The sequence below is a fragment of the Pseudocnuella soli genome (assembly GCF_004347775.1).
Taxonomy (GTDB): Bacteria; Bacteroidota; Bacteroidia; order Chitinophagales; family Chitinophagaceae; genus Flavisolibacter; species Flavisolibacter aquaticus.
Map to the genome: position 1 here is coordinate 480,818 of NZ_CP037755.1, position 22,942 is coordinate 503,759.

19 protein-coding genes are annotated in these 22,942 nt (G+C 49.5%); 3 read left to right on the forward strand and 16 right to left on the reverse strand.

What is annotated here, in order from left to right:
* Positions 1 to 5 precede the first annotated feature (5 nt).
* Positions 6 to 728 carry a YoaK family protein gene (locus EPD17_RS02015; RefSeq protein ID WP_132051326.1) on the forward strand — a complete coding sequence of 241 codons (723 nt, stop codon included), beginning with the start codon at positions 6 to 8 and terminating at the stop codon, positions 726 to 728.
* Here the strand turns inward: EPD17_RS02015 and EPD17_RS02020 are convergent.
* The 4 genes from EPD17_RS02020 to EPD17_RS02035 form a co-directional block, all read right to left on the reverse strand.
* Positions 725 to 3,289, reverse strand: coding sequence for a cation-translocating P-type ATPase (locus tag EPD17_RS02020; protein ID WP_132051328.1), 2,565 nt, complete (start codon positions 3,287 to 3,289; stop codon positions 725 to 727). The genes EPD17_RS02015 and EPD17_RS02020 overlap by 4 nt on opposite strands.
* 196 nt (positions 3,290 to 3,485) lie before the next feature.
* Positions 3,486 to 4,058 (reverse strand): DUF417 family protein, encoded by a 573-nt coding sequence (locus tag EPD17_RS02025; protein WP_132051330.1) that lies wholly within the window; start codon positions 4,056 to 4,058, stop codon positions 3,486 to 3,488.
* A gap of 45 nt (positions 4,059 to 4,103) precedes the next feature.
* A complete protein-coding gene (locus EPD17_RS02030) occupies positions 4,104 to 4,565 on the reverse strand; it encodes a DUF983 domain-containing protein (RefSeq protein WP_132051331.1) in 462 nt (153 codons plus the stop codon).
* A 6-nt stretch (positions 4,566 to 4,571) separates the two neighbouring features.
* Positions 4,572 to 5,459, reverse strand: a complete 888-nt coding sequence (locus EPD17_RS02035; protein ID WP_132051333.1) for an AraC family transcriptional regulator — start codon at positions 5,457 to 5,459, stop codon at positions 4,572 to 4,574.
* 300 nt (positions 5,460 to 5,759) lie between these two features.
* Here EPD17_RS02035 and EPD17_RS02040 point away from each other — a divergent pair, with 300 nt between their 5' ends.
* The gene (locus EPD17_RS02040; protein ID WP_132051335.1) at positions 5,760 to 6,293 is read left to right on the forward strand and encodes a DinB family protein; all 534 of its coding nucleotides are present in this window, start codon (positions 5,760 to 5,762) and stop codon (positions 6,291 to 6,293) included.
* 186 nt (positions 6,294 to 6,479) lie between these two features.
* Here EPD17_RS02040 and EPD17_RS02045 read toward each other — a convergent pair whose 3' ends face one another.
* The 9 genes from EPD17_RS02045 to EPD17_RS02085 all read right to left on the reverse strand — a co-directional run bounded on the left by EPD17_RS02045 (position 6,480) and on the right by EPD17_RS02085 (position 17,472).
* Complete coding sequence (locus EPD17_RS02045; RefSeq protein ID WP_240040706.1) at positions 6,480 to 7,616, reverse strand: amidohydrolase family protein; 1,137 nt, start codon at positions 7,614 to 7,616, stop codon at positions 6,480 to 6,482.
* A gap of 107 nt (positions 7,617 to 7,723) precedes the next feature.
* Positions 7,724 to 8,023, reverse strand: coding sequence for a type II toxin-antitoxin system RelE/ParE family toxin (locus EPD17_RS02050; RefSeq protein WP_132051337.1), 300 nt, complete (start codon positions 8,021 to 8,023; stop codon positions 7,724 to 7,726).
* Positions 8,013 to 8,267 carry a type II toxin-antitoxin system ParD family antitoxin gene (locus EPD17_RS02055; RefSeq protein WP_132051339.1) on the reverse strand — a complete coding sequence of 85 codons (255 nt, stop codon included), beginning with the start codon at positions 8,265 to 8,267 and terminating at the stop codon, positions 8,013 to 8,015. Before EPD17_RS02055 ends, EPD17_RS02050 begins: the two co-directional genes overlap by 11 nt.
* 200 nt (positions 8,268 to 8,467) lie before the next feature.
* On the reverse strand, positions 8,468 to 11,281 hold the full coding sequence (polA, locus tag EPD17_RS02060) for a DNA polymerase I (protein ID WP_132051341.1): 2,814 nt from the start codon (positions 11,279 to 11,281) through the stop codon (positions 8,468 to 8,470).
* A 384-nt stretch (positions 11,282 to 11,665) separates the two neighbouring features.
* Positions 11,666 to 11,854: a hypothetical protein gene (locus EPD17_RS02065; RefSeq protein ID WP_132051343.1), complete on the reverse strand. Its 189-nt coding sequence runs from the start codon at positions 11,852 to 11,854 to the stop codon at positions 11,666 to 11,668.
* Between the two features lie 91 nt (positions 11,855 to 11,945).
* On the reverse strand, positions 11,946 to 12,704 hold the full coding sequence (locus EPD17_RS02070; protein WP_132051345.1) for an SDR family NAD(P)-dependent oxidoreductase: 759 nt from the start codon (positions 12,702 to 12,704) through the stop codon (positions 11,946 to 11,948).
* Positions 12,705 to 12,995: 291 nt separating this feature from the next.
* Positions 12,996 to 13,667 (reverse strand): hypothetical protein, encoded by a 672-nt coding sequence (locus EPD17_RS02075; protein ID WP_132051347.1) that lies wholly within the window; start codon positions 13,665 to 13,667, stop codon positions 12,996 to 12,998.
* Between the two features lie 397 nt (positions 13,668 to 14,064).
* The gene (locus tag EPD17_RS02080) at positions 14,065 to 14,466 is read right to left on the reverse strand and encodes a VOC family protein (RefSeq protein WP_132051349.1); all 402 of its coding nucleotides are present in this window, start codon (positions 14,464 to 14,466) and stop codon (positions 14,065 to 14,067) included.
* 213 nt (positions 14,467 to 14,679) lie between these two features.
* A complete protein-coding gene (locus tag EPD17_RS02085; RefSeq protein WP_132051351.1) occupies positions 14,680 to 17,472 on the reverse strand; it encodes a PQQ-dependent sugar dehydrogenase in 2,793 nt (930 codons plus the stop codon).
* Between the two features lie 187 nt (positions 17,473 to 17,659).
* On the opposite strand from EPD17_RS02085, the gene EPD17_RS02090 reads away from it, so the two are divergent.
* Entirely contained in the window at positions 17,660 to 18,406 is a 747-nt protein-coding gene (locus EPD17_RS02090) for an NUDIX hydrolase (protein ID WP_132051353.1), read from the forward strand.
* Between the two features lie 212 nt (positions 18,407 to 18,618).
* Here EPD17_RS02090 and EPD17_RS02095 read toward each other — a convergent pair whose 3' ends face one another.
* From EPD17_RS02095 to EPD17_RS02105, 3 genes are all read right to left on the reverse strand, one after another.
* A complete protein-coding gene (locus EPD17_RS02095; RefSeq protein ID WP_132051355.1) occupies positions 18,619 to 19,137 on the reverse strand; it encodes a DinB family protein in 519 nt (172 codons plus the stop codon).
* Positions 19,138 to 19,318: 181 nt separating this feature from the next.
* A complete protein-coding gene (locus tag EPD17_RS02100) occupies positions 19,319 to 20,041 on the reverse strand; it encodes an outer membrane lipoprotein-sorting protein (RefSeq protein WP_132051357.1) in 723 nt (240 codons plus the stop codon).
* Positions 20,042 to 20,204: 163 nt separating this feature from the next.
* Positions 20,205 to 22,880 (reverse strand): outer membrane beta-barrel protein, encoded by a 2,676-nt coding sequence (locus EPD17_RS02105; protein ID WP_165929494.1) that lies wholly within the window; start codon positions 22,878 to 22,880, stop codon positions 20,205 to 20,207.
* Positions 22,881 to 22,942: the final 62 nt, after the last annotated feature.

Consider the following 22,942-nt stretch of genomic DNA (forward strand, 5'->3'; position numbering starts at 1 on the left):
CAGTTATGTTTCGGCACAAAGGCAAAAGCAGAACCCTGGCGCACAACCTGAAACTGGCTTCCCTGCTGTCGTTTGTGGCAGGCATTGTCAATGTAAGCGGCTTGTTTGCAGTGCAGCGGCTTACCACCAACGTTACGGGCCACTTTGCATTCTTTGCCGATGAAATGTCGCAAAAGCATTTTGGACAGGCACTCATTTACCTGCTCTATATCCTTGCTTTTTTCCTGGGCGCTTTTTGCTCCAACCTGTTGGTGGAGCTTATTTCAGGCAAAAATGCGCGGCTGGTAAATACAGTGCCGGTTGCCATTGAAATAACCATCCTTTCCTTTGTGGCGCTGCTGCATCCGGCGCTGGTGCTGCAACATGCCGATGCCATTGCCTGCCTGCTGCTGTTTGCCATGGGCCTGCAAAATGCACTGGTAACATCCTTGTCTAATGCAGTGGTGCGCACCACGCATCTTACCGGCCTCTTCACCGACCTGGGCATTGAGTTGTCGCAGGTATTTTTTTATACAAAACCCGAACAGCAACAAAAACTGTGGGCATCCATCCGGTTGCGGCTGACCATCATTTGCTGCTTTTTCTTAGGCGGCATTGCCGGCGGGCTGGGCTATACAATTGCAGGCAATTATATTTTGCTGCTGGCGGTAGCCACGCTTCTTGTGGCCCTTATTTACGACAGTGTAAAAGTGCGGGTAGTACGCATTCGTAGAAAGTATTTGAGCTAACGGCTACCTGTATGCGCAGATCCGCGGGCTTTTGCAAATGATGTTTGCGGTTGCACGCCGTTCGGTTGCCGCAGGCGCTTGATCCCCTTTACCAGTTCGTACCAAATCACCGAAATAAAGCCGGTAACGATACACACCAGCAGCTGGTTTTTACTCAACGGCGCAAATTCAAAGAAGTTGGTAAGCGGCTGCACCAGCAGCAACAAAGCAGTAAGCACCACGGTGCCACCAATGATCAGCGGCACCAGGTTATTGCGGTAGCGCAGCGTGGTAACAACAGAATAATAGAAAGACCGGTTGACAAGTGTAAGAAAAATATTGGCGGCAATAAGCACGGTAAATACCATGGTGCGGGTTTGTGCTTCATCTAAACCCTGCCCCACTGCGTACTGGTATGCGTATAACGTGCCTGCGGTAATGGCCAAGCCCTGCACAATGCTGGTGGCTAGTTCTTTTGCATTGAAAAAAGTATTGGTAAATGGCCGCGGTGGCTGCGTCATAGTATTGGCTTCCATCGGTTCGTTTTCAAACACAATAGAGCAGGTGGGCCCCATGATCAGCTCAAGAAAAATAATATGCACCGGTGAAAAAATATTGGGATACACCCAGCCCAATGCCAACGGAATAAACACCGTAAGGATGATGGGGATGTGTATGGAAATAATGTATTGAATGGCCTTTTTGAGGTTGGTATAAATGCGGCGGCCCATAGCCACCGCATCCACCATTTTCGATAGATCATCTTCCAGCAGCACCAGCGATGCGGCCTGCCTTGCTATTTCGGTTCCTTTTTTACCCATGGCAATGCCAATATGCGCCGCTTTCAACGCAGGCCCATCGTTCACGCCATCGCCGGTCATGGCCACAATTTCTCGGTTGGCCTTTAGTGCATTGATGATGCGGAGTTTTGCATCGGGAAACATGCGGCTGAATATATTGGTGCTGGCCACTTTTTGTTGCAACTCATCCTGCGAAAGTTGCATCAACTCATCGCCGGTAAGTGCATGCTCGTGGCCTCTGAAATTTATTTGCTGCGCAATGGCTGCAGTGGTGGCTGCATTATCGCCGGTAATAATTTTTACGGCAATGCCGGCGGTATAAAAATCATTCAGCACTGCACCGATATTTGCTTTTGGCGGATCGTAAAATGCCACGAGTCCTTTGAATACAAAAGGCAGTTGCTGTTGCTTTTCGGGATAGTATTCGCCTTCAAAAAAACTTTGACCTACGCCCAGCACCCGGTAGCCCTGCGCTGCCAATGTTTTGATGGCATTTGAAACTTTTTGTTGCAATTCGGCATTTGGATTGCTTACGGCCAGCAGCGCTTCCGGCGCACCTTTGGCGGCAATGACGCGCTGCCCTTGAGCATTGCCCAACACATGCGTCATCATGGGTGGTTTGCCACTCAACGGGTACTCGTGCTGCATTTGAAACTGTGGCCGCAGGTCGGGCGTAGGCAGGTTGGCGTAGGCGCTGTGCAGTGCCAGTTCCATGGCATCAAACGGTATGGGCTCGCTGGCCCACATGGCCAATTGAACTACAGCTATTTCATCTGCATTCAGTTCTTTTTCTGGGTCGGCTATCCTTCCGGATTCGACCGAAAAAACTTTAGCGAGCCGCATTTTATTTTCGGTGATGGTGCCGGTTTTATCTACGCAAATGGTAGTGGCGCTGCCCAGTGTTTCCACCGTTTTCATTTGCTTCACCACAATGCCCAGTCTCATCAACCGCCAGGCACCAATGGCCATGAACGTGGTAAACGCAACCGGTATTTCTTCGGGCAAAATACTCATGGCCAGCGTGAGTGCTTTGAGCAAGCTATCGAGCACTTGCCGGCTTTGGAAATAATTGATGCCCCAAACAACCAAAAACACCACAACACCAATTACCACCATGCGTTGTACAAAATGATTGATCTGCAGTTCCAGCGGTGTTTTTTCTTCACCAATTTCTTCGAGGCTTTTGCCGATCTTGCCCAGTTGCGTTGCATCGCCAATGGCCGTAACTTCAACAATGGCCAAGCCGCTGGCAACCGTAGTGCCTTTGTACACTAAATGGTCTTCCTGCGCAGCATCTTTCGCCACCGGCAACGATTCGCCGGTGAGTATGGACTCGTTGACCGAAAAATCGTTGGATTGAATAATGGCGCCATCGGCTGCAATGGCGGTGCCCTCCGAAACAATTAGGTTGTCGCCCACTACTAAGTCGGCGCTTACAATGTCTTGCTGCTCGCCGTTGCGGATAACGGTGCACATAGGTTGTGTAAAGGCCTGCAGTTTTTCAAGCGCCATGCGGCTCCGCGAATCCTGGTACAGCGAAATGGCGGCCACCAGGATAATGGCTGCTGCAAGAAAAATACCATCACCAATTTCGCCACTGATAAAGTGTATGGCAGCGGCAACCAGCAGGAGCACTACCATCGGTTCCTTTGCCAGGCTTTTAACGGTGTTGAGCAACCGGTTTTCCTTTCGATGTTCCTGTGTGTTGCGGCCAAACTTATTTCGTTGCACCAATACCTGTTCGTCGGTAAGGCCCTGTATATTGAAATGAGTTTTGACCATGCAAGTGTGGGTTGTTGTACAGCGGCATCAACTGGAAATCTTATTTACGGAACAATACCGCTGTTGTTAAGTACCAACAATTTAACGCAATCGCTTGAGCCGGTAAAGTATAATGGCCTGAATGACTGCCATCAATGAAATAGGCAGCACATTATCCTGCACACCGTTGCACCATCATTTACACATGTGGCTTTGATCAATACCTTTTCAATAACCGCCGCGCCGAATCAGATGCGCAGATCAAACCTGCAGCCATCATGATCACATCTTTGATCACCAGCCGGCCGGCCCCCGACAGGTATGGAAAGCCGTACTGCGGCGTAGGAAAATCGCCGCCCAGATTGGGCACATATACTTCGGGTGTAGTGATCAAAAACGAAAGCGTAACGACCGACATACCAAACGTAAGCAGGCCACCAATCACACCCAGTTTTGCATTCCAGATGCCCATCAACGTAATGATGCCAATGATGATAATAACTGCACCCAAGCCATACGAAAAAATATAAGTGCCGTTTGCCCGGTGCCAGTCAATATTTTTCTGAACGGTCTTGCCTTCGGGGTTTTTATACTGGTTGTATTCCGGTGCTTTTTTGGCATAAAAAAAACTCATGAGCGGACTATTGGCCACGAAGGGCACAATGCCATCGGCCTCGTATTGAAACGCTTTTAACCCACCAATCCAAACCATTACAATAAAGATGGCTACACGGGCCAGGTGAACAAAATTGGCCTGGCTACGTGCCAGCATTTTCAAAAAGTTTTTCATCGTGTTCCGTATTAAAAAATAGAATGCAAGGGTGCACAGTAGCGGCTACCAGTTGTTCTGCTGCTCTTTGTTTACGTTGTATTGCAGCACCACATCACCCTTGTGCCAATTGGTACTGTAGCGCACAAAAAATAAGAGCCACACGGTGCGGGATATGCGCATCAGTGGCGGCTGCAGTGCCACCAGCAAAACAGCATTCACACCAATCCACCAGAAAAAGCGGCTGTCCTGCAGGCTAAACCCGATGAGCAGCCACCAGAGCGTAAAAGTGAGCACGCTGAACAGCACTGCCAGCACATAACTGATCATGTTGGTGCCGTAGTAAAACCCCGGTTCCATGTCAAGCGGCTGGCCGCAAACGGGGCAGCTTTCGTGCATCTTCATGGTGTGTTTTAGGTTGTACGGATTTTTGTATTGAAACATATCGCCCCTTCTGCAGCGGGTGCATTTCGATTGCAAAATGCTCCATACCAAATTGGGTTTATGATCGAGGTTTTGTGCGCACATAGGACGTTAATTTATTTGGTTTAAAAATGTTTGCCGGAACGCCTCAGGTGTAACACCTGCATTTTTTTTAAAAAAGCGGTTGAAATAAGAATTGTCCTGGAAGTTGAGGTCGTAGGCAATTTCGGTAACGGTCATTGATGCATTGGTGAGCAGCCTTTTTGCTTCCAGCAAAATGCGGTCGCGAATCAGCTCACCGGCGGTTTTGCCCAACAGATCCTGGCACAGTGCATTGAGGTGATTGGGCGTAACGTAAAGCAGATCCGCGTACTCTTTGGGCAGCCTGATGGTGCGGAAATGCTGGTCGATCAGTTGCTGAAAATTGCGCAGCAACATTTGCTTTTGCCGCGGCACGCTGCTCGCTTTTTTGCCACCACAATTACGGTCGATGGTGATGAACAGCTCCAGCAATTTTAAGCGGATGATGTCGATGTGTTGTGCATTGGTCGTTGCCAGTTCGGCAAGCATGCCTTCGAACAAAGCCACTACCTGCGGCTGCAATGCATGCGGCAACCGGCAAACACCAGCGGTTGCATTGCCGCTGAAAAATGAAAACTGGTCGAGGTACCGGCTGTTGTGTAAAAACGAGGAAAACAGTGCTTCGTTGAAATGTACAATATAGCCATCTACGCCTTTTTCAAAATGCCAGCTGTGCACCTGGCCGGGAACCATAAAATAGATCTGCATCGGCTTTACGGCAAACTGTTTAAAGTCGATGGTGTGGGTGCCGCGGCCCGAAGTAAACAGCACCAGGTGAAAAAAAGAATGGCGGTGCGGCAGGTGCAGGTTTTGGTAATGCTTGTGCAGGTAGGCCCCAAAACGCTCAATCAACAGGTCTTTTTGCGACCGTTGATCAATGGTACAAATATCGTACACCGGAATGGAAGCCTTCGCCATAGCCCTTTCTGTTTACTACGCAAAGGTACCAATGAACCCGTGGAAAGGGTGGCACTTTACACCGGTAAGATGGCACTTTTTACTGATCGGGCGATTTTTAACGATTGCAACCAAAGGTTCGCTTTGGTGCTTCACTACAATGAAGATGAATGATACTGAAATTATAATGCTAACCAGGTTATTATAGGTAAAGTCGTGGCTTCAGAAAGTTATCCCATTTAGAAAAGGGTTGGAAATTTTATATTTTGAGTAACCTCATTTACCCCAACCTACTAATTGCCACTAACTAAAACTACGATAATGAACACCGTTTTAAAGCTAATTGAAGAAGTAGCCACAGCCCGCACTTCGTACCTCAACATCATAGCCAATGTAACCGAAGCACAAGCTTCTTGGAAACCACAGCCTGATGTCTGGAACATCATAGAGATTACGGAACATCTTTTCTGGGCCGAACAGGGAGGCATTTTAGGTATGTGGAAAACACTGCATGCCATTAGAGCGGGCAGTATGGACCGAACATATGCATCGATCCATAAGGACATGCCTATTGAACAAATAATAGCATTGACATGGCAACCCAAAGAACAAGTGCCCGCTGTGGCTGCGCCCCGACTTGGTGGTAACATATCATTTTGGAAGCCATCGCTACACAGCTTACAGGAAGTTCTTGCCGCATTTGGGGAAGATTTGCAAGAAAATGAATTAAGGCTTCAGGCACATCCTCACCCCATCTCAGGACCTATGGATTTTCAGCAACGCATCGAGTTTTTACGCTTCCATATCAACCGCCATGCTGACCAGGCTTCCCGCCTGATTGAAGGCGTTGAATAATTAGTAGATGATCATTTTTTTAGAAACAAAAATCCAGAATAACCGTAACTGATCTTAAAAGTTCTGAATTGATGCATGGCGTGGTGACAAGCCGTTATTGAGTTTGCAATGGGTTAAAATAATATTCATATACCTGTCCAATTTCATAGCCTTTCCTAAACCCAGCACATATTTTTATCGTAATCATTATTTCGGAAACAGCGATGCATCCAATCCCGGTATCAGTTTCAAAGCATTTTTGTAATACACTTTTTTCAATACTTCATCGCTTAAGCCCATACCATACATTGGCCAGAATGCGTGGTACTTTTTGTGGTACGGGAAATATTCATCTTCCGTTTCTAGCACCCGGAAGTAAGTAGCGTATTCGGCCGGTACCCAGCTGTCTTTGCCAAACAAAATGCGGTCTTGGTATTTGTTGAAAAATTGTTTGGCCATGCGTGGCTGGCGGCCCAGTTCGGCAATCACGGCGCCAAATTCCACATACATGTTGGACATGGCATCGAGCAAGGTGCCCAAGTGGGCCAGGTCGTTGGGGTACCAGCCAAAATGCGCTGCAATGAAGTTGGTTTTCGGATGCCGCTTGATGATGTTGTGCTGCTGTTGAATGAGGTCGGCCCAGGGCGCAGGATCGGTGTCGGTACGTTTGCGGCCGGGGTTGGTCAGCAACTCCAGCAGTCGTTCGTTGTGTTCGTCGGTGTCTTCCCAAAACTGTTTCGGATCGGCGGTATGTATCAGCACCGGGATGGCCAGCCGGCCGCATGCAGCCCACACCGGGTCGAGCCTTGGATCATCAACCCGCAGCATTTTACCATCGGTGTCTTTAAACGAAAAACCCAGGTTTTTATACACTTTCAGGCCTTTGGCGCCTGCCTTTACATCGGCTTCCAGTTGGGCCACTGCATTTTCGGCCCAGCCCTTTTCGCCCACACCTGCAAACGATACATTTGTAAACACCACCAGCCGGTTAGGTGTTGCTTTTTTTGCATTGGCCACAGCACTTACCAGGTACTGGTGATCGTTCACATCAAACACGCCATTGGTGTTGCGGAAGCCGCGACCACTCAGGTTTACCATCACCTTCATGTTGAGTGTATCCATTTGCCGCAACAGTGCAGGCAGGTCTTGGTTGGGCATATTGTATTGATGATTGTGCACATCAATAAACGGAAACTTGGCCTTGGTTACCACCTTGCCCGGCACCACCAGCGATGAAGGCGGATTGTATGTTTCAAAATCTATAGAGCGCCTGGCGTTTTGTGCGTTGCCCTGGCTGGCTAGCAACGCTATTGCCATTGTGCATGCAATTGCAGTTTTCATCATGCAGATTTGTTTAGGAAAGAAGATAGTAAAGTTGATTGGATGTTTTTTTGTTAAGCTACATAGCAGGCCACACTTGCATGAATGCCATAATGTAATTATTCAAGTGTTTAATCATCGAGCCTGGTTTCTATGTCCATGCGCTGGTGCAATACCCTGATGACTTCGATTTCGTTTTGGTTTTCGAGGTGTCGATAGAATACAATGTGTGATTTTACCTTGGAGCGACGGTAGTTCTTTCGAACCTGGCTGAAATCTTTTCCTGAAGTTGGATTAGCAGCCAAGTATTCGATTTCATCAAAGATCAGGTCTACATACCTGTCTGCCTGTTCCAGAGACCAGTTCTCAAAAGTGTACAGCCAGATGGTTTCAATGTCTTCTGCCGCTTTAGCACTAATCTTATATCTCATCCTTCACATGTTTGGTGTGAAGGGATTTGACAAACGCTTTTCTGTCGAAGCCATGGACAAATCCAGACTTTTCGCCTTTCACCAACTCTTTTACCAGCTCACCTTTTTTCCGCTCCTCTTCTTCAAAGAGGCGCAGTGCTGCCCGCACTACCTCGCTGGCCGAATTGTAACGTCCACTTTGCACTTGGTCATTGATGAACTTATCGAAATACTCGCCCAAAAGAATTGATGTATTCTTTGCCATTGCGTCACGGTTTGACACTAAGGTACCAATTATTGGTATTTACAAAAATACCATCTATGCTAATTTCTGCGTACAACATAACGCAAAAAGAAGAAGCCAAAAGACGAAATTCATTTACTAAAAAGGCAGCCCACAAGCCCGCTTTTTGTTTTTGACTTTTGCCTTTTGACTACTCCTCAAACCCTCACCAGCATTAATTCCTAATGCGCTTCCAGCCAATTGCTGCCTTCGCCAACTTCGGCCAGCACCGGGATGCCGTTGGGCAGTTCCATGGCCGATTGCATGCATGCTAGTATCACAGGCTTCACGGCTTCCAGTTCGTCTTTGCATACATCAAACACCAATTCATCGTGCACCTGCAGCACCATGCGGCTTTTAAAACCATGTTGTTTAAATGCAGCGTGTACCCGCACCATTGCCAATTTGATCATGTCGGCGGCAGTTCCTTGTATGGGCGAATTGATGGCGTTGCGTTCGGCAAAACCACGTACGGTAAAATTAGCCGAGTTGATGTCGCGCAGCCAGCGTTTGCGGCCCATCACCGTTTGCACATAACCATGTTTGCGTGCAAACTGTATCATCTCGTCCATGTACCGCGTAACGCCGGAAAATTCTTTCTTATAGTTGTCGATGATTTCCTTTGCCTCGCTGCGACTGATGCGCAGGTTTTCGGCCAGGCCAAATGCGCCTTGCCCGTACACAATACCAAAGTTTACACTCTTGGCTTTGTAGCGCATTTCCTTGGTCACTGCATCTTCGGCTACGTTGTACACTTTGGCCGCAGTGGCGGTGTGTACATCCTTGCCTTTGCGGAATGCATCGCTCATTGCTTCATCGCCGGAAATGGCGGCCACAATGCGCAACTCTATTTGCGAATAGTCGGCGGAAACAAGTATGTGGTCTGCATCGCGTGGAATAAACGCCTTGCGTATTTCGCGGCCCCGCTCGGTGCGGATGGGAATATTCTGCAGGTTGGGATTGTTGCTCGACAAGCGGCCCGTAACGGCCACAGCCTGCGCAAAAGTGGTATGCACCCTGCCCGTTTTTGGATTGATCAGCTGCGGTAACGAATCAACGTATGTAGAGCGCAGTTTGGTGTACTCGCGGTACGCCATGATGTCGTCGGCCACTTTATGTTCGGTGGCCAGTTTGGTCAGCACATCTTCGCCCGTTGCGTATTGACCGGTTTTTGTTTTCTTGGCTTTGGGGTCCAGCTTCAGGTGCTCAAACAGTATTTCGCCCAGTTGTTTGGGCGAGCCCAAATTGAATTTTACACCAGCAGCTTCGTACACCGCTTCTTCGTGTTTGCGGGCTGCATCTTCCAGCACTTTGGAGTAATCCTGCAAAAACTGCATGTCGATGCGGATGCCTTCAAACTCCATATCCACCAGCACCGGCGCCAGCGGGTTTTCCACTTCATCAAAAACTTTTTGCACGTCCATTTTTTGCAGCTCCGGCGCAAACACCTGCTTCAACTGCAACGTAATGTCGGCGTCTTCAACAGCGTATTCTTTTATCCTATCCAGCTCCACATCCCGCATGGTTTTTTGCCCCTTGCCTTTTTTACCAATCAGTTCCTCAATGGGAATGGGCTTGTAGTGCAGGTATTTTTCGGCCAGCAAATCCATGCTGCGCTTGCCTTCGGGCTCAATCAGGTAATGGGCCAGCATGGTGTCAAACTTTTTGCCCACCAGCTCCACATCGTACCATTTCAGCACCAGCATATCGTACTTCAGGTTTTGCCCAATCCATAGTTTGGATGGATTGGCAAACAGGGCTGCAAAACGATTCAGTACATCTTTGGCGGCCGCTTTGTTAGCAGGCACCGGCACATACCAGCCGTGGTGCGGTTTTATGGCAAACGAAAGCCCTACCAGCTCAGCCTGGTTGGCATCTATGGAAGTGGTTTCGGTGTCAAACGAAATTTCGGTTACACCTGCCAGTGAGTCGAGCAATGCGGCAAACTCACCTTCACTTTCTACCAGCTCGTAATTGTGTTCGGTATCGGCAGCTGTACGCAGTGCACCGGTAAAGGCAGCCTCTTCGCTTTCCTCACCACCGGCATTGGCTTCCTCTGTTGGCGCACTAAACAAATCGGCCTGTACGCCGCGGCTTTTGCGCGGAGCAGCGTTTTCAAATGCGTCTTCGCCCAGCAGCCTGCGGCCAATGGTGCGAAACTCCAGTTCGCCCAGTATTTCTTTTAACCCTTCCTTGTTCCACTCTTTCAACCGAAAATCTTCTTCATGAAACGCAACCGGCACATCGGTAATGATGGTAGCCAGGCGTTTGCTCATGATGGCAGCCTCGCGGCCGGCGCGGATCTTTTCGCCCAATGCACCCTTAATGCTGTCGGCATTTTCGAGTATGGCTTCCAGTGAGCCCCATTCGCCAATAAGTTTGCAGGCCGTTTTTTGTCCCACCCCTGCAATGCCCGGAATATTATCCACCGCATCGCCCATCAGGCCCAGCATGTCTATTACCTGCTGCACGTTTTGTATGCACCATTTATCGCAGATCTCCTGCGGCCCCAGCACTTCGGCATCGCTGCCCTGGTAGCCCGGTTTATAGATCTTTACCTTTTCGGTTACCAACTGGCCATAGTCTTTATCGGGGGTAACCATGTACACATCGTAGCCCAGTGCTTCGGCCTGCTTGCTGAGGGTACCGATCACATCATCGGCTTCAAAGCCGGCGCTGTCGATCATGGGAATGTTGAGTGCGGCCAATATGCGGCGTATGTCGGGGATGGATGCGGAAATGTCTTCGGGAGCTTCCTGCCGGTTGGCTTTATAATCTGCAAAATCGGAAGTGCGCCCCACCGGTTCGCCGCCTTCAAAGCATACGGCCATGTGCGTGGGCTTTTGGTTGTTGATGAGGTCAATGAGGGTATTGGTAAAGCCAAATTGTGCGTTGGTGTTTTTTCCTTTCGATGTAACGCGTGGGCTGCGGATCAGGGCATAATAAGCCCGGAAGATCAGCGCCATCGCATCCAGCAGAAATAGTTTTTTCTCCATAGGTTACGAAGGTAGCATTCGAGGCTGCATTTTGGTACAGGAGGTTGCGGTGGGAATTTTGAGCCACAAAGGCACGAAGAAGGGAAGGAGCACAAAGAGATTCGCTTTGCAAATGCTAGATAATACCGATTGGGGTTTTTGAGTTCCGCGTAGCATTTTACCAATAATATGGAACTACTGAAACGAGTGCAGCATGACAACCCTAGGTATTTTAAGTGCACGCTTTACGGCATAATTTACTTGCCTTTTAATCTTCCCTTCGTGGCTCTTTGTTGCTTTGTGTCTTCGTGGTTCAGCTATCACACAAATGAAAAACCCCGCATCGCTGCGGGGTTTCCCTGGTATCGCTTAATTAGGGGGAAGGGACATTGTTTATTTCGAGGCTCAGTACTGTTTGCCCATCGAATCTGCCGCTTTTGTAACGGTCACTCGCGGTGTTGTATCGTGTTGGCCTGTCCATTGCCGCACCGATATAGGTTCGGGCTTGTTCAGGTCTACAAAGTTTAAGTAAAGTGCCAGCAGCAATAAGCCAAAGGCGCACAGGTTCAAAATTGAACGAAATGGGTTTTTCATAAATGCAGGAGTTGGATATGGTTGTAAAAATAAGGGAAACAACTTATCCGCGGCAAATGGTGTTTGCCTATTTTTCGACAAAACCCCTTTTTTACAGGTTGATGCCGCCCGAAACCTCGATGCGCTGCCCGTTGATCCATTTGGCGTCTTCGCTGCACAAAAATGCCACCACCCCGCCAATATCATTGGCTTCGCCTACGCGTCCCAGTGGGCTTTGGCTCGATAGAAAACCTTTCATCTGCGGGTTGTTGCGGATGGCTGCATTGTTGAAATCGGTTTCGATGGGGCCCGGTGCTACCACGTTGCAGCGGATGCCGCGGCCGCCGTATTCTTTTGCCACGTATTTCGTAAACGTTTCAATGGCCGATTTCATAGACGAATACACCGAATAGCCCGGTACGCAAAACCGCGTGGTACCGGTGGAAATGTTGACAACGGCGCCGCCATCGTTCATGATATTGAGTGCTTTTTGCGTGAGAAAATACACGCCTTTGAAGTGCACGTTTACAAAATTATCGAAGGCATCTTCGGTCATTTGTGCAATGGGAATAGTGCCGCCGTGGCCGGCATTGTTCACCAGGTAATCGAAGGTTTGCACACCCCAGTTTTGTTGCAGGGTTTGCTGGAGCAGCTGCAAAAAACCATCAAACGAACCGATGTCGCCTACATTCAGTTGCAGTGCCTCGGCTTTGCCGCCAAACATCTTGATGGCTTCAATCGTTTCCTGTGCGCCTTCGGCCGATTGGTTGTAAGTGATCACTACATCCATGCCTTTGCGGGCACAGGCCAGCGCCATGTCTTTGCCCAATCCGCGGCTGCCGCCCGTGATCAATGCGATGCGAGGTATCATACGGTTGTCTTTTATTGTACCACTACAATGCAGCAAACGCTTGCCGAAGGACCAGCATGGGTAGCACTGTTGTTGGTCTAAGTTAAGCCGTTTACAAATTATCTGTCCGCCTCATAATAGTTCGCCTCCCGTTCTTTTGGCAAGCTATTGTTGTGCGTTCACACTTTACTTAACTATTGCAACCCATATTTCTTTTCAATACGATTTTTTACTCCCTCCCTTATTCCGATAAAGCGGAAGTGATAGCGTTGTGCCAACTCAATGCATAGCGCTTGCAATGAGGTGCTGACCCTAATCTTTATAATAAGTAAATATCCTTCTTAAAATAATAGTTGGCTTTCCTTTGTCATTATACGCTGTACGCTGTGTCCAGTTTCCTTTGTCGTCGTAGCTGTCATATTTATAGGTAAGATTTTTCGTCGTGATGGAATCATTTTCCCGCGAGGTAGATTGTTCTTCTATTGGATCGCCTTTTTCGTTCAGTTTTACCGTGCCCTGGTAAGAGATTTTACCAGTACTGTCAGTGGAGGCACCTCCTACAAAATTTGCTCCCTCGTACTTCATGTCGAAAGTGCTTTTTATGTTGCCGTTCATGAAATGCTGTTTGCCGGCATATACGATGCCATATTCATTGGTTTTCAGATCTGTGTAGTAGCCGTCCTGCTTGCCGGTAGAGTCGTATGTTTTGCCGCCAGAGTACTTTCCGTTTTCATCTACTTCCGTAACAAGACGATAAATCTGTTTACCATCTTTTGTGTTCTTTGCTTCGCTGAATGTTCCGTCTGGATTGCGCGATATAGTTTGTTCAAGGATTGTTTGTCCTGTCGAATCTTTGGATGTGTATTTTGTAACATACCCTCCTTCGTTAAAGCTGGTAGTACTTACTGTTGAATCGGCCTTCAGTTGTCCGGTGCTGTCTAGGTTTACAGTTATTTCTTCAAGGTTCTCGACCCTTCCTTTCAAATTTTGTTGAATAAGGTCTGTGTTTTTGCGTACTGCAGTTGTTTTTTGGTCGCTGTTGCAGGCAATAAGGCTTACAGCAAGCGCAGCAATGATGACAGGCTTCAGAATGTTAGTTTTGCGTTTTAAAAAATTGAATATGATTGATCAAAATAATAAAATATTATAAAAAAACGTACTGTTATAATGCACTATGTGCCTGGGCATACTTGCCTGTATTGCCGGTCCAATAAATTGAAATCTTAAGTGAAAGTTTCCCCTAAATCTATCCTGCCAGCCAATTCGCTTAATTCAAATTGAGTTATCAGAACTGTGCGTTCGATGTCGCAATACGCATAGCGCACAACATCATGCTTGCCGCATTTTAATAAAGCATCGACATGTACTATACATGTAAAAACTATGCATCGCCTGCAGCGGGTTCAATCAGGTCCCACAAGTTGCCATAGAGGTCGGCAAACACCAGCACCTTACCAAATGCCTCCACCGAAGGAGGGCGCACAATGGTGATGCTGTGCTGCAACAGGTTTTGGTAATCGCGGTCCAGGTTATCGGTGTGCAAAAACAGGAACACACGGCCGCCGGTTTGGTTGCCCACTCTTGATGACTGTTCTTCATTGGCCGCTTTTGCCAGCAGCAGCCCGCACCCTTCCGATCCTTTGGGCCGTACCCGCACCCAGCGTTTGGTTTCCGAAAGCACGGTATCTTCCAGCAGGTCAAAGCCCAGTTTGTTTACATAAAAATTAATGGCTTCATCGTAATCGGCCACCACCAGGGCTATTTGTGTTATTTGTTGTTGCATGATTCTTCTGTTAAGCACAATGTTACGGAATGTGGCTGCGGCAATAAAAAAAGGAAAGCATGGTGGCTTTCCTTTTTTTATTAAAACTTATTGTCTTTACTGCGTAATGTTCAGGCGATGAATTTGAACATCTTCAATCGATATAACACTTACAGCTATACATGCCTGTTAGTTTTATAAAAACCAACTGCAGTTCCAATTAGCGCCTTTCCTTTACCGCGCCATCGTTACCGAAGTAGCTGCCTTGGGCTGCACATCAATGCTGTTGATCTGCACAATTACCTGGTTGGGACCGGCCTTTTCGTTTTTAAATACAAAAAACAATTTATGCCTGCCCGAGGCGCCGGTGATCGGCAGTTGAATCGTCTTTGTTGCCTGCCCTGCCGCAATTTCAGCGGTTTGCCCGGCAAGTGTGCCGTCGGGGCCGTCCAACCTTAGTTCGACCACACCGCCAGCTGCCGCTGCGCGGGTACCAGCCGATGCTTTTATCATAAACGCATTGACGCCTGTAAGGTCAATATCATCAAAAGCCAGGTAGGCACCATTGCCTTCCATGTACAGCGCTTTGCCCGGTGTGATCACTTTATTAAAGCCTTTAGTTTCATCAGCCAGTTCCGGGTCGAGGCTAGGGTGACGCAACACCAATATTTCTTCGCCCACCAGCGGTGTCATGGCTGCGGTGCCTTTATCGCGGTAAGCGGCCCGCAAAATATAAGTGCCCCGCTCTTTTTGTTCTTCCGCCGGTTTGATGGCATAAGTGCTGCGCACCGGCGCCGATTTTACCGCCCCTTTTTTATCGCCAATGGCCAGGATATATTCCACCATGGCGCGGCTGTCGGCGGTGCTCAGTTGCGGGTGGGCACTCATGGCATGGTTGCCCCAAACGCCGCTGCCGCCCTTGATGATCTTTTGCGCCAGCGTTTCTACTGCGCCGGCTTTGCCCTTGTACTTCTGCGCCACTTCCAGGTAGCTGGGCCCTACCGAACGCTTGTTGGGCATGTGGCAGCTTTTGCAGTCATTCTTGCCAATCAGTATCTGGCCGGTGGTGGCAAATGCCTGCATGTCGGTGCCGCGGTGCGTAGTGGCTGCATCAATCTGGTCGTAGCCAAGGGGCAGGTAATCAATAGAAACCCCCACCTGCTGCGGCAGTATCTTGCCATTTTGCAGCGAGCCGTCTTCTTTATCCTGCACTTTTACGGCGTATTTCAGTTGTGTGCCGGGGAAATAAAAAGTTCGGTTTGCACCACTTAAATCAAAGCTTACGGCAGGCGGCTCGTTGCCCACTTTCAGGTCGAGCGACTTGGTGCTTTTGGCACCCTGTGCATCGGTAACGGTCAGTGTTGCTTTGTAGGTGCCGGCTTTTGCCAGGGATAGTTGCGGGCTGGCTTCGCGTAAAATTTTCGTTTGTCCCCCACCGGTAATTTTCCATTCATATTTTAGTTCATCGCCATCATAATCTTTAGTGCCGGTAGAAAGCAATTGGGTTTTAAACGGCAGCGCTCCGCTTCGCTTCGTTGCCAACACTTCCACCACCGGTTTGCGGTTGCCACTGTTGTATTCAATGCGCACCAGCCTGGCGTTTTCGTTGCCTTTGAACCATGCCGATCCGTACTCCAGCACATACAGGTCGCCGTCGGGGCTAAAATCCATATCAATGGCCGAGGAAAAATTTTGGTCCGGTAAAAAGCGCTCCATACCCTTATAATTACCGTTATCATCCATACTCACCGCCATGATCCAGCCGCGCATAAAATCAACAATAAACCATTTGCCTTCGTAATAATCCGGGAAAGGGCGTTGGGCTTTTGTAAAATCGGCTTTGCGGTAAACCGGCCCGCCGGTGGCACTGCGGCCAGCAGCACCCAGCATCGGAAATTCGTCGGAAAGGCCATAGGGATACCAGATCATAGCCGGTTGTGCCGGAGGCAATTCGGTAAGTCCGGTATTGTTCCTCGAAGCATTTACTGGCTTTGCCGCATCAAATGGCGCACCGTACGAACTGTCTTCGTGGTTGTAAGCGATGTAAGGTTTGTTGTCGCCAATGAAATAAGGCCAGCCAAAATTGCCGGGGCCTTTTGCCTGGTTGAATTCATCATATCCACGCGGGCCGCGTTTGCTGTCGTTCGATGCATCGGGGCCCACTTCGCCCCAATACAAAAACCCGGTTTTGGAATCAATGGAAGGGCGCCACGGGTTGCGGTGGCCCATGGTATAAATTTCGGGGCGGGTTTTGGGTGTGCCCTTCGGAAACAGGTTGCCCTCCGGGATGGTGTACGAGCCATCGTCTTCGGGGTGAATGCGCAGGATCTTGCCGCGCAGATCGGCCGTGTTGCCGGGTGCCCGCTGGTCGTCGTTGTTTTCGCGGCCGGGCCGGTCGTCGAGGTTGGAGGTGCCCACCTGCGGGTTTACCGTGTTATTCCCCACGGTCAAAAACAGGTTACCCTGCTGGTCGAAGGCCATGCCACCGCCGGTGTGGCAGCATTCTTCGCGCTGCGTGGGCACTTCCATCAATACTTTTTTGCTGGCAGCAACCAAGTCATCGCCTTTCAGTTCCCACCGGGCCAGTACGTGCTTGCTGTCGGATGGGTCGGCGTAATAGAGGTACACCCAGTTGTTTTGGGCAAATTTGGGGTGGGCCACAATGCCCATCAGGCCTTCTTCGGCTTCGCGAAGCTGGCCTTGTTTGTTTTTGTATTTCGTATTTACCGGGATGGTTGCCAGCAATTTTACCGCACCAGTTTTGGGGTCAACGGCTTTTACACCGCCCTTGCGTTCCACAATAAGCACACGGCCATCGGGCAAAAAAGTCATTTCCATAGGCTCGTCCAGCTTACCCGCATCGGTAAGGGCCACTTTGGAAAAGCGGTTGGCATCGGGTGGCGTGCCTTCGGCCGGAGGTGGTTTATACGCAGCAAAACCAAAATAAAGCGCAGCAGCAAATGCAGGCAGGAGCAGTAACCGGGCCGCTGAGTGCAGCTTGCGGTGGTGGGCAGCAAATCGTTTCATGTGGGATAAATGAGGAATCTAAATTTATTGTTTTTACGCCATGCCGCAGATTCCGTCGGCAGCGGGTTGCCAGTTTTTTTACAGGTAAATAAAACTACAACAGCCTATGCGTTGAATTTACACAATGTAAACAAATTAGGTTATTTCTCTATGCTCTGCTATTCGTTTGTTTGCTTTTCTTTGTTCCATGTCACCAACCGAGCTTGCCGCCCCTTCTTTTTTTACCGAATACCTGCCCCATGTTTCTGTGGATTGCGTGGTTTTTGGCTTTGATGCCAAAGGGCTGCAGGTATTGCTGCTAAAAATGAAACACTGCAATGACTGGGCGCTTCCGGGTGGCTTTGTGCGGCAGCAGGAAGGGGTGGAATCGGCGGCCACGCGGGTGTTGCAGGAACGTACGGGGCTGGAGCAGGTTTTTTTGCAACAGTTCCGCGTGTTCAGCGAGCCGCGGCGGTCGGCGGCCAATAAATGGACCAGCGAAAACGAGGACCTGCAGGCATGGCTGAACCAACGCTTTATCACCATCGGGTTTTATGCGCTGGTGCCTTTCGAAAAAGTGGCGCCGCAGCCTGATTCTATTTCGGACGCCTGCAGCTGGTGGAACCTGGCCGATGTGGGTAAACTGATGCTGGACCACAACGCCATTTTGCACAGCGCCCTGGAAGCCCTGCGCCTGCAGATGCGCTACCAGCCCATTGGCTACAACCTGCTGCCCGAAAAATTTACGATGCCCGAATTGCAAAAGCTGTACGAAACGGTGCTGGGCCAAACCCTTGACCGGCGCAACTTTCAGCGCCGCATGCTCGATTTTGGACTGCTGGAAAAACTGCCCGAACGTAAAACCGGCGTGGCCCATAAAGCGCCCTTTTATTACCGATTCAATAAAGCGCAATACGATAAAGCGTTGGAAGAAGGCCTGGCGGGGGGATGGTAAGATGAGTCGGAAGACGGAAGACGGAGGTCGGAAGAAAGACCGGAATGTTGGGAAAGACAGTAAAGACGGAAAAGTAATGCACTCAAAATAAAAGTCCTGCAAGTAGCAAAGCAAATGCTGGCTATCTGCAGGACTTTATTTCTTTAAAAAGCCGGTTGTTGTCTTCGGACCTCTGTCTTCCGTCTTCGGTCTCTTCTGTCTTTACTGTCTCCTTAGAACAACTTCTCCTGCGGCGGCTTCACGCCTTTCATGCGCAGGTACAGCGTGGTTTGGCCGCGGTGGTGGGTGCCGTGTTCAAACAATTTGTCGATAGCGCCACCTTTGGTTACATCCATGTTGAACAGCTTCATGTTCTCCGTCATTTGTGCTGCCGACAAGCCTTTGATGGTGTTGATCACGTAATCGTAGCTTTCGTTTACAAGTGTGGCCAGTGCTGCCTTTGTTTTAAACTTGTCCATGGTTTCGAGGTTTTGGCCCTGGTATGGGTTGGCCTTGCCTGAAACCTGCGAGGCAAACATAAAGTTGGCGCCGGCAATATGGATCATTTGCTCGGCAAACGAACGTACATCGGCGGCTGGTTTGTAATTGGTGCCGTCCTCGGGCATGGCTGCCAGGTACTCGGCGGTGTAGGCTTTGGCCCGTTCCCAGTCTTTGATCATGCGGGCAGCATCCTGCGCCTGCAGGCTGCTGGCAAAAAAGCAAAAAAGGAACAGCGCTAACAATTGTTTCATGGTGCTTGGTTTTTATTATAAACAATTAAAAATGACTACGGTTGGGGTTGTTTGGGGCATCGGAAATTGGCGGGAAAAATAAAGAAAATATGCCATGTATAAAATAGAAAGGCACCTGCAAAAAGAAACGGCTGTCGATTAAGACAGCCGTTCCGTATGCACTTGATAATAGGCTTTGCGCTTATTTAGGCATTTCAAAAACCTTGGGATCGATTGCTTTGTTGATCTCCATTTTGTTCACCTTGGCAGTGATGGCAAACTGGCCACCCATGTCGGTTTCGGTAGTGTGGGGATACACAAAGCCGTAGTCAGATTTTTTGAAATCAGAGAACGTCATGGCGATGTCCATATTCTGGCCCATCATGTTGGCGGTGCGTACCACTTTTACCACGTAAAAAGTAGCGGGGTCGATAAAGTAGGTAGCTGCTACACCGTCTTTGTTGGTAACAACCAGTTTGTGGGCATTTACCGCGCCTACTTTTTCCTGGCCTTTCAGTTCAACCTTGTTGCCTTTTACTGCATAATCTACCAGCGGGCCGGCAATATCCAGTTGGTCTTTCGCCATTTTAGCCGCTTCCTCGGGCAGTGCCTGCGCTCCCTCCCCTGCCATGGGGTTGATGGCCCAGCCGCCTTTATCGGTAACTACCTGCACCATTTTAGAACCCATCACTTCGCCTTCGGTTTTAAAACCTTTGCCGTTGAGGATGGTAGTGGTGGTGGCCATTTCGTTGCCCATTACTTCGGCAGTGCTTTCGAGGTACAGGCTATTGATGCCTTTTAATTTATCCATACCACCGATGGCCGCAATATGCTTGTTTATGATTTCATCAGCTGTTTGGGCCTGTGCGCCAAAAGCAACCGCCACCGTGGCAGCAGCCAGAAAAACAGATTTTACGATTTGCATTTGATGTGAGTTTGTTTGAATATGATTAAAGATAAATAGAGCTGAGGTACTTAAAAGTTAAGAGTTTTTGTCGTCAAACGTGAAACGTGAATAGTGAACGACGATTAACTTTTCCGATCATTTTTCACGATTGACGTTTCACGTTTGACGAGCAATTTCACGCTTACATTCCCTGCATAGCGCCCTGCATGCCTTCGTTTTCGGCCTTCAGGTTTTTGCGTTTGAACAGCGACATATCCATTTGTCCAAAGCGGAACGAGAAGGTAAGGCGAACCATCGGCGCATCGGAGCGGCGGCGGGTGTTTTGAATAATGTACTGGCTTTCGGTGTACTGGTCAAATACCCTGGTGCGGAACATATCGTTCACGGCCAGCGTTACCGAAGCAGCCTGTTGCTTCAGGAATGTTTTGCGCACTGCCAGGTCGAAGCCGTAGTTGGGCTTGATGTAGCCTTGTGCTGCGCTGGCTGCACCGCCGCCACCGGGAGGGCCAAAACCGCCGCCACCGCCCTGGCCTACAGCCATGTTGGTTTTGCTTTGGTAAGTACCCGAAAACTGTATGGTGTAGTTCTTAGGCAGCTTGAAGTTGGAGTTGAATTTGGCAAAATAACTCCAGATGGCGTCCTGCGAATAACCCAGGATGTTATCGGTATTGATATACGAGTTGTACAGGTTCAGGTTGGTGGTCAGGTCCCACCATTTTTTCAACTGGTTTTGCGAGGTAAACTCGGCACCAATCGAACGGCTGTTGTTGGCGTTGATATACGTGTTGATGCCTCTTTTTACACCACCGCCAATATCGATGGTATCGAGGTAGCGGGTAATGAGGTCGGTGCTCGTTTTCATGTACACCGAGGCCAGGAAGCTGTTGTTGCCTTTGAATGTTTTGGCATACGAAACCTCCAGCGAGTTGGTAAACTCGGGGCGCAGCGCTGCATTACCACGGCTCCAAAACTGCTGATCCGTTGAGTCGATGAACGGAATGATCTGCATAAAGAACGGGCGGTTGATGCGGCGGGTATAGCTCATCTGCACTTCCTGGTTCTTTTTCAGTTTCTGGCTCAAAAACACCGATGGGAACAGCGAGATGGGGTATTTCACCTCAAACTTGTTTTCCTTCTGCGTAGTGGGGTCGAGCAGGTAACCTACATAGTCCGAGCTTTCGCCGCGCAGGCCCAGTTTGTATCCAAAGTCTTTTACCTGGTTGCCGTACGAAACATAGCCGGCATATACATGATCTTTGTTGCGGTAATCGCCGGTGGCCGATGGAATTTTTACATACTCACCGGTGGTCTGGTTCATGAAATAGTTGCCCTGGTTGTTTGCCAGTTCGCGCAGCTGGGTACGCAGGCCTGCTTCCAGTTTGCCGGCCTTACCAATGGGGCGCACATAATCGGTTTGTACGGTCAGCTGGTCGCTGGTGCCGTTGCTCAGGAGCTGCTGGCGGCGTTCGCCGGTTTTGATGCCACCGGGCTGGTTGTACACGTCGGTATTAAACCGCGAGTAGCCATCGTTGGTGCTCGAAAAATAGTTGAAGTCGCCGGTCCACTCTTCGCCCTGGGTGGGGAAAATGTATTTAAAACCACCCTGCGCACCTTTTGCTTTAAACTCGCGGTGCGAAATGGTTTGGCGCTCCGAATAGCTTTTCAGCATACCGGTGTTAAAGCTGGTGTCAATGTATTGCCTGTCGGATGGGTCGAACTTACCATTTACCAACACACCGGAAAGCGAAAGAGTAAGGCGGTTGGTGGCAAAATAATCGAGCCCGGCGCGGCCAAATACAAAGCCGCCCTTGGTAGTGCCGCGGTTAAACTGGTCGATTTGGTATGAAGGCTGTCCCGGGATGCGCAGCAGTTGATCGGTGTTGCCGGTATTGCGGTTGCGCATCTGGTTGGTAAATGCAGCCACCGAAGCATTGATCTTGTTCTGGCGCACATTTAATGATGCAGTGCCGTTCATGCCGCCGCGGCGGTCAACACCTACGTTTACCGTACCGTTGTAGCCGGTCTTTTTATTCTTTTTCAAAACTACGTTCAGGATACCGGCACCGCCGCCCGAAGCATCGTACTTGGCCGATGGGTTGGTGATCACTTCCACGGTTTCAATAGCGTCGGCCGGAATTTGCTCCAGCGTCAGCGTGGTGGGCCTGCCGTCCACAAAAATCTGCGGGCTTTGGTTGCGCAGGGTTACGTTGCCGTCAATGTCCACGTTCAGCGAGGGTACGTTTTTCATTACGTCCACCGCGGTACCGCCGGCGCTTACCAGGTTTTTATCAACGGTAAATACTTTTTTATCGATGTCCATACGCAGGCGGCCGCTGCTGGCGGTCACCGTTACATCCTGCAGTTGCTGCACATCGGTTTGCAGCGTTATGCGGCCCAGGTCTTTTTCAAAGTTGTTGGCCATGGCCGAAATAGCCGACATATCGGGCTGTCCGCCGCCACCGGTTGCGGGGCGTGTGCCGCCACCGCCCTGGGGCATGCGCATTTGAAATGCAATGGCCTGTTCTACCGGCTTGTAGCCGGTAGCCGAAATCTTGAGCTTAATGCCCATCAGGGGCAGTTCGTTAAAAAAGAATTCGCCGTTGGCTTTGGTGGTTACCCCTTTTACCAAAACGTCTTTGCGTTTTTTGGTAACGGTATCCAGCTTGTTGTGCAGCATCACCACCGATGCATCGGAAATGGGTTTGCCGGCGCTGTCCACCAGCTTGCCAAACACCACGCCGATGGAAGGAATGGATTGTTGTGCACCGGCACGGCTGCCAGGAGCCATGGCCGGAAATTGAGCATGCAGTGTGGCCGTTGCAAAAAAGAGTGCAGTTGCCAGTAAAGTTTTTTTCATAAACATGTGTCTTTCTTTGGCCTAGTGGCCAGGGGCAAAACTATGGCGGCTTAGGCCGGCCC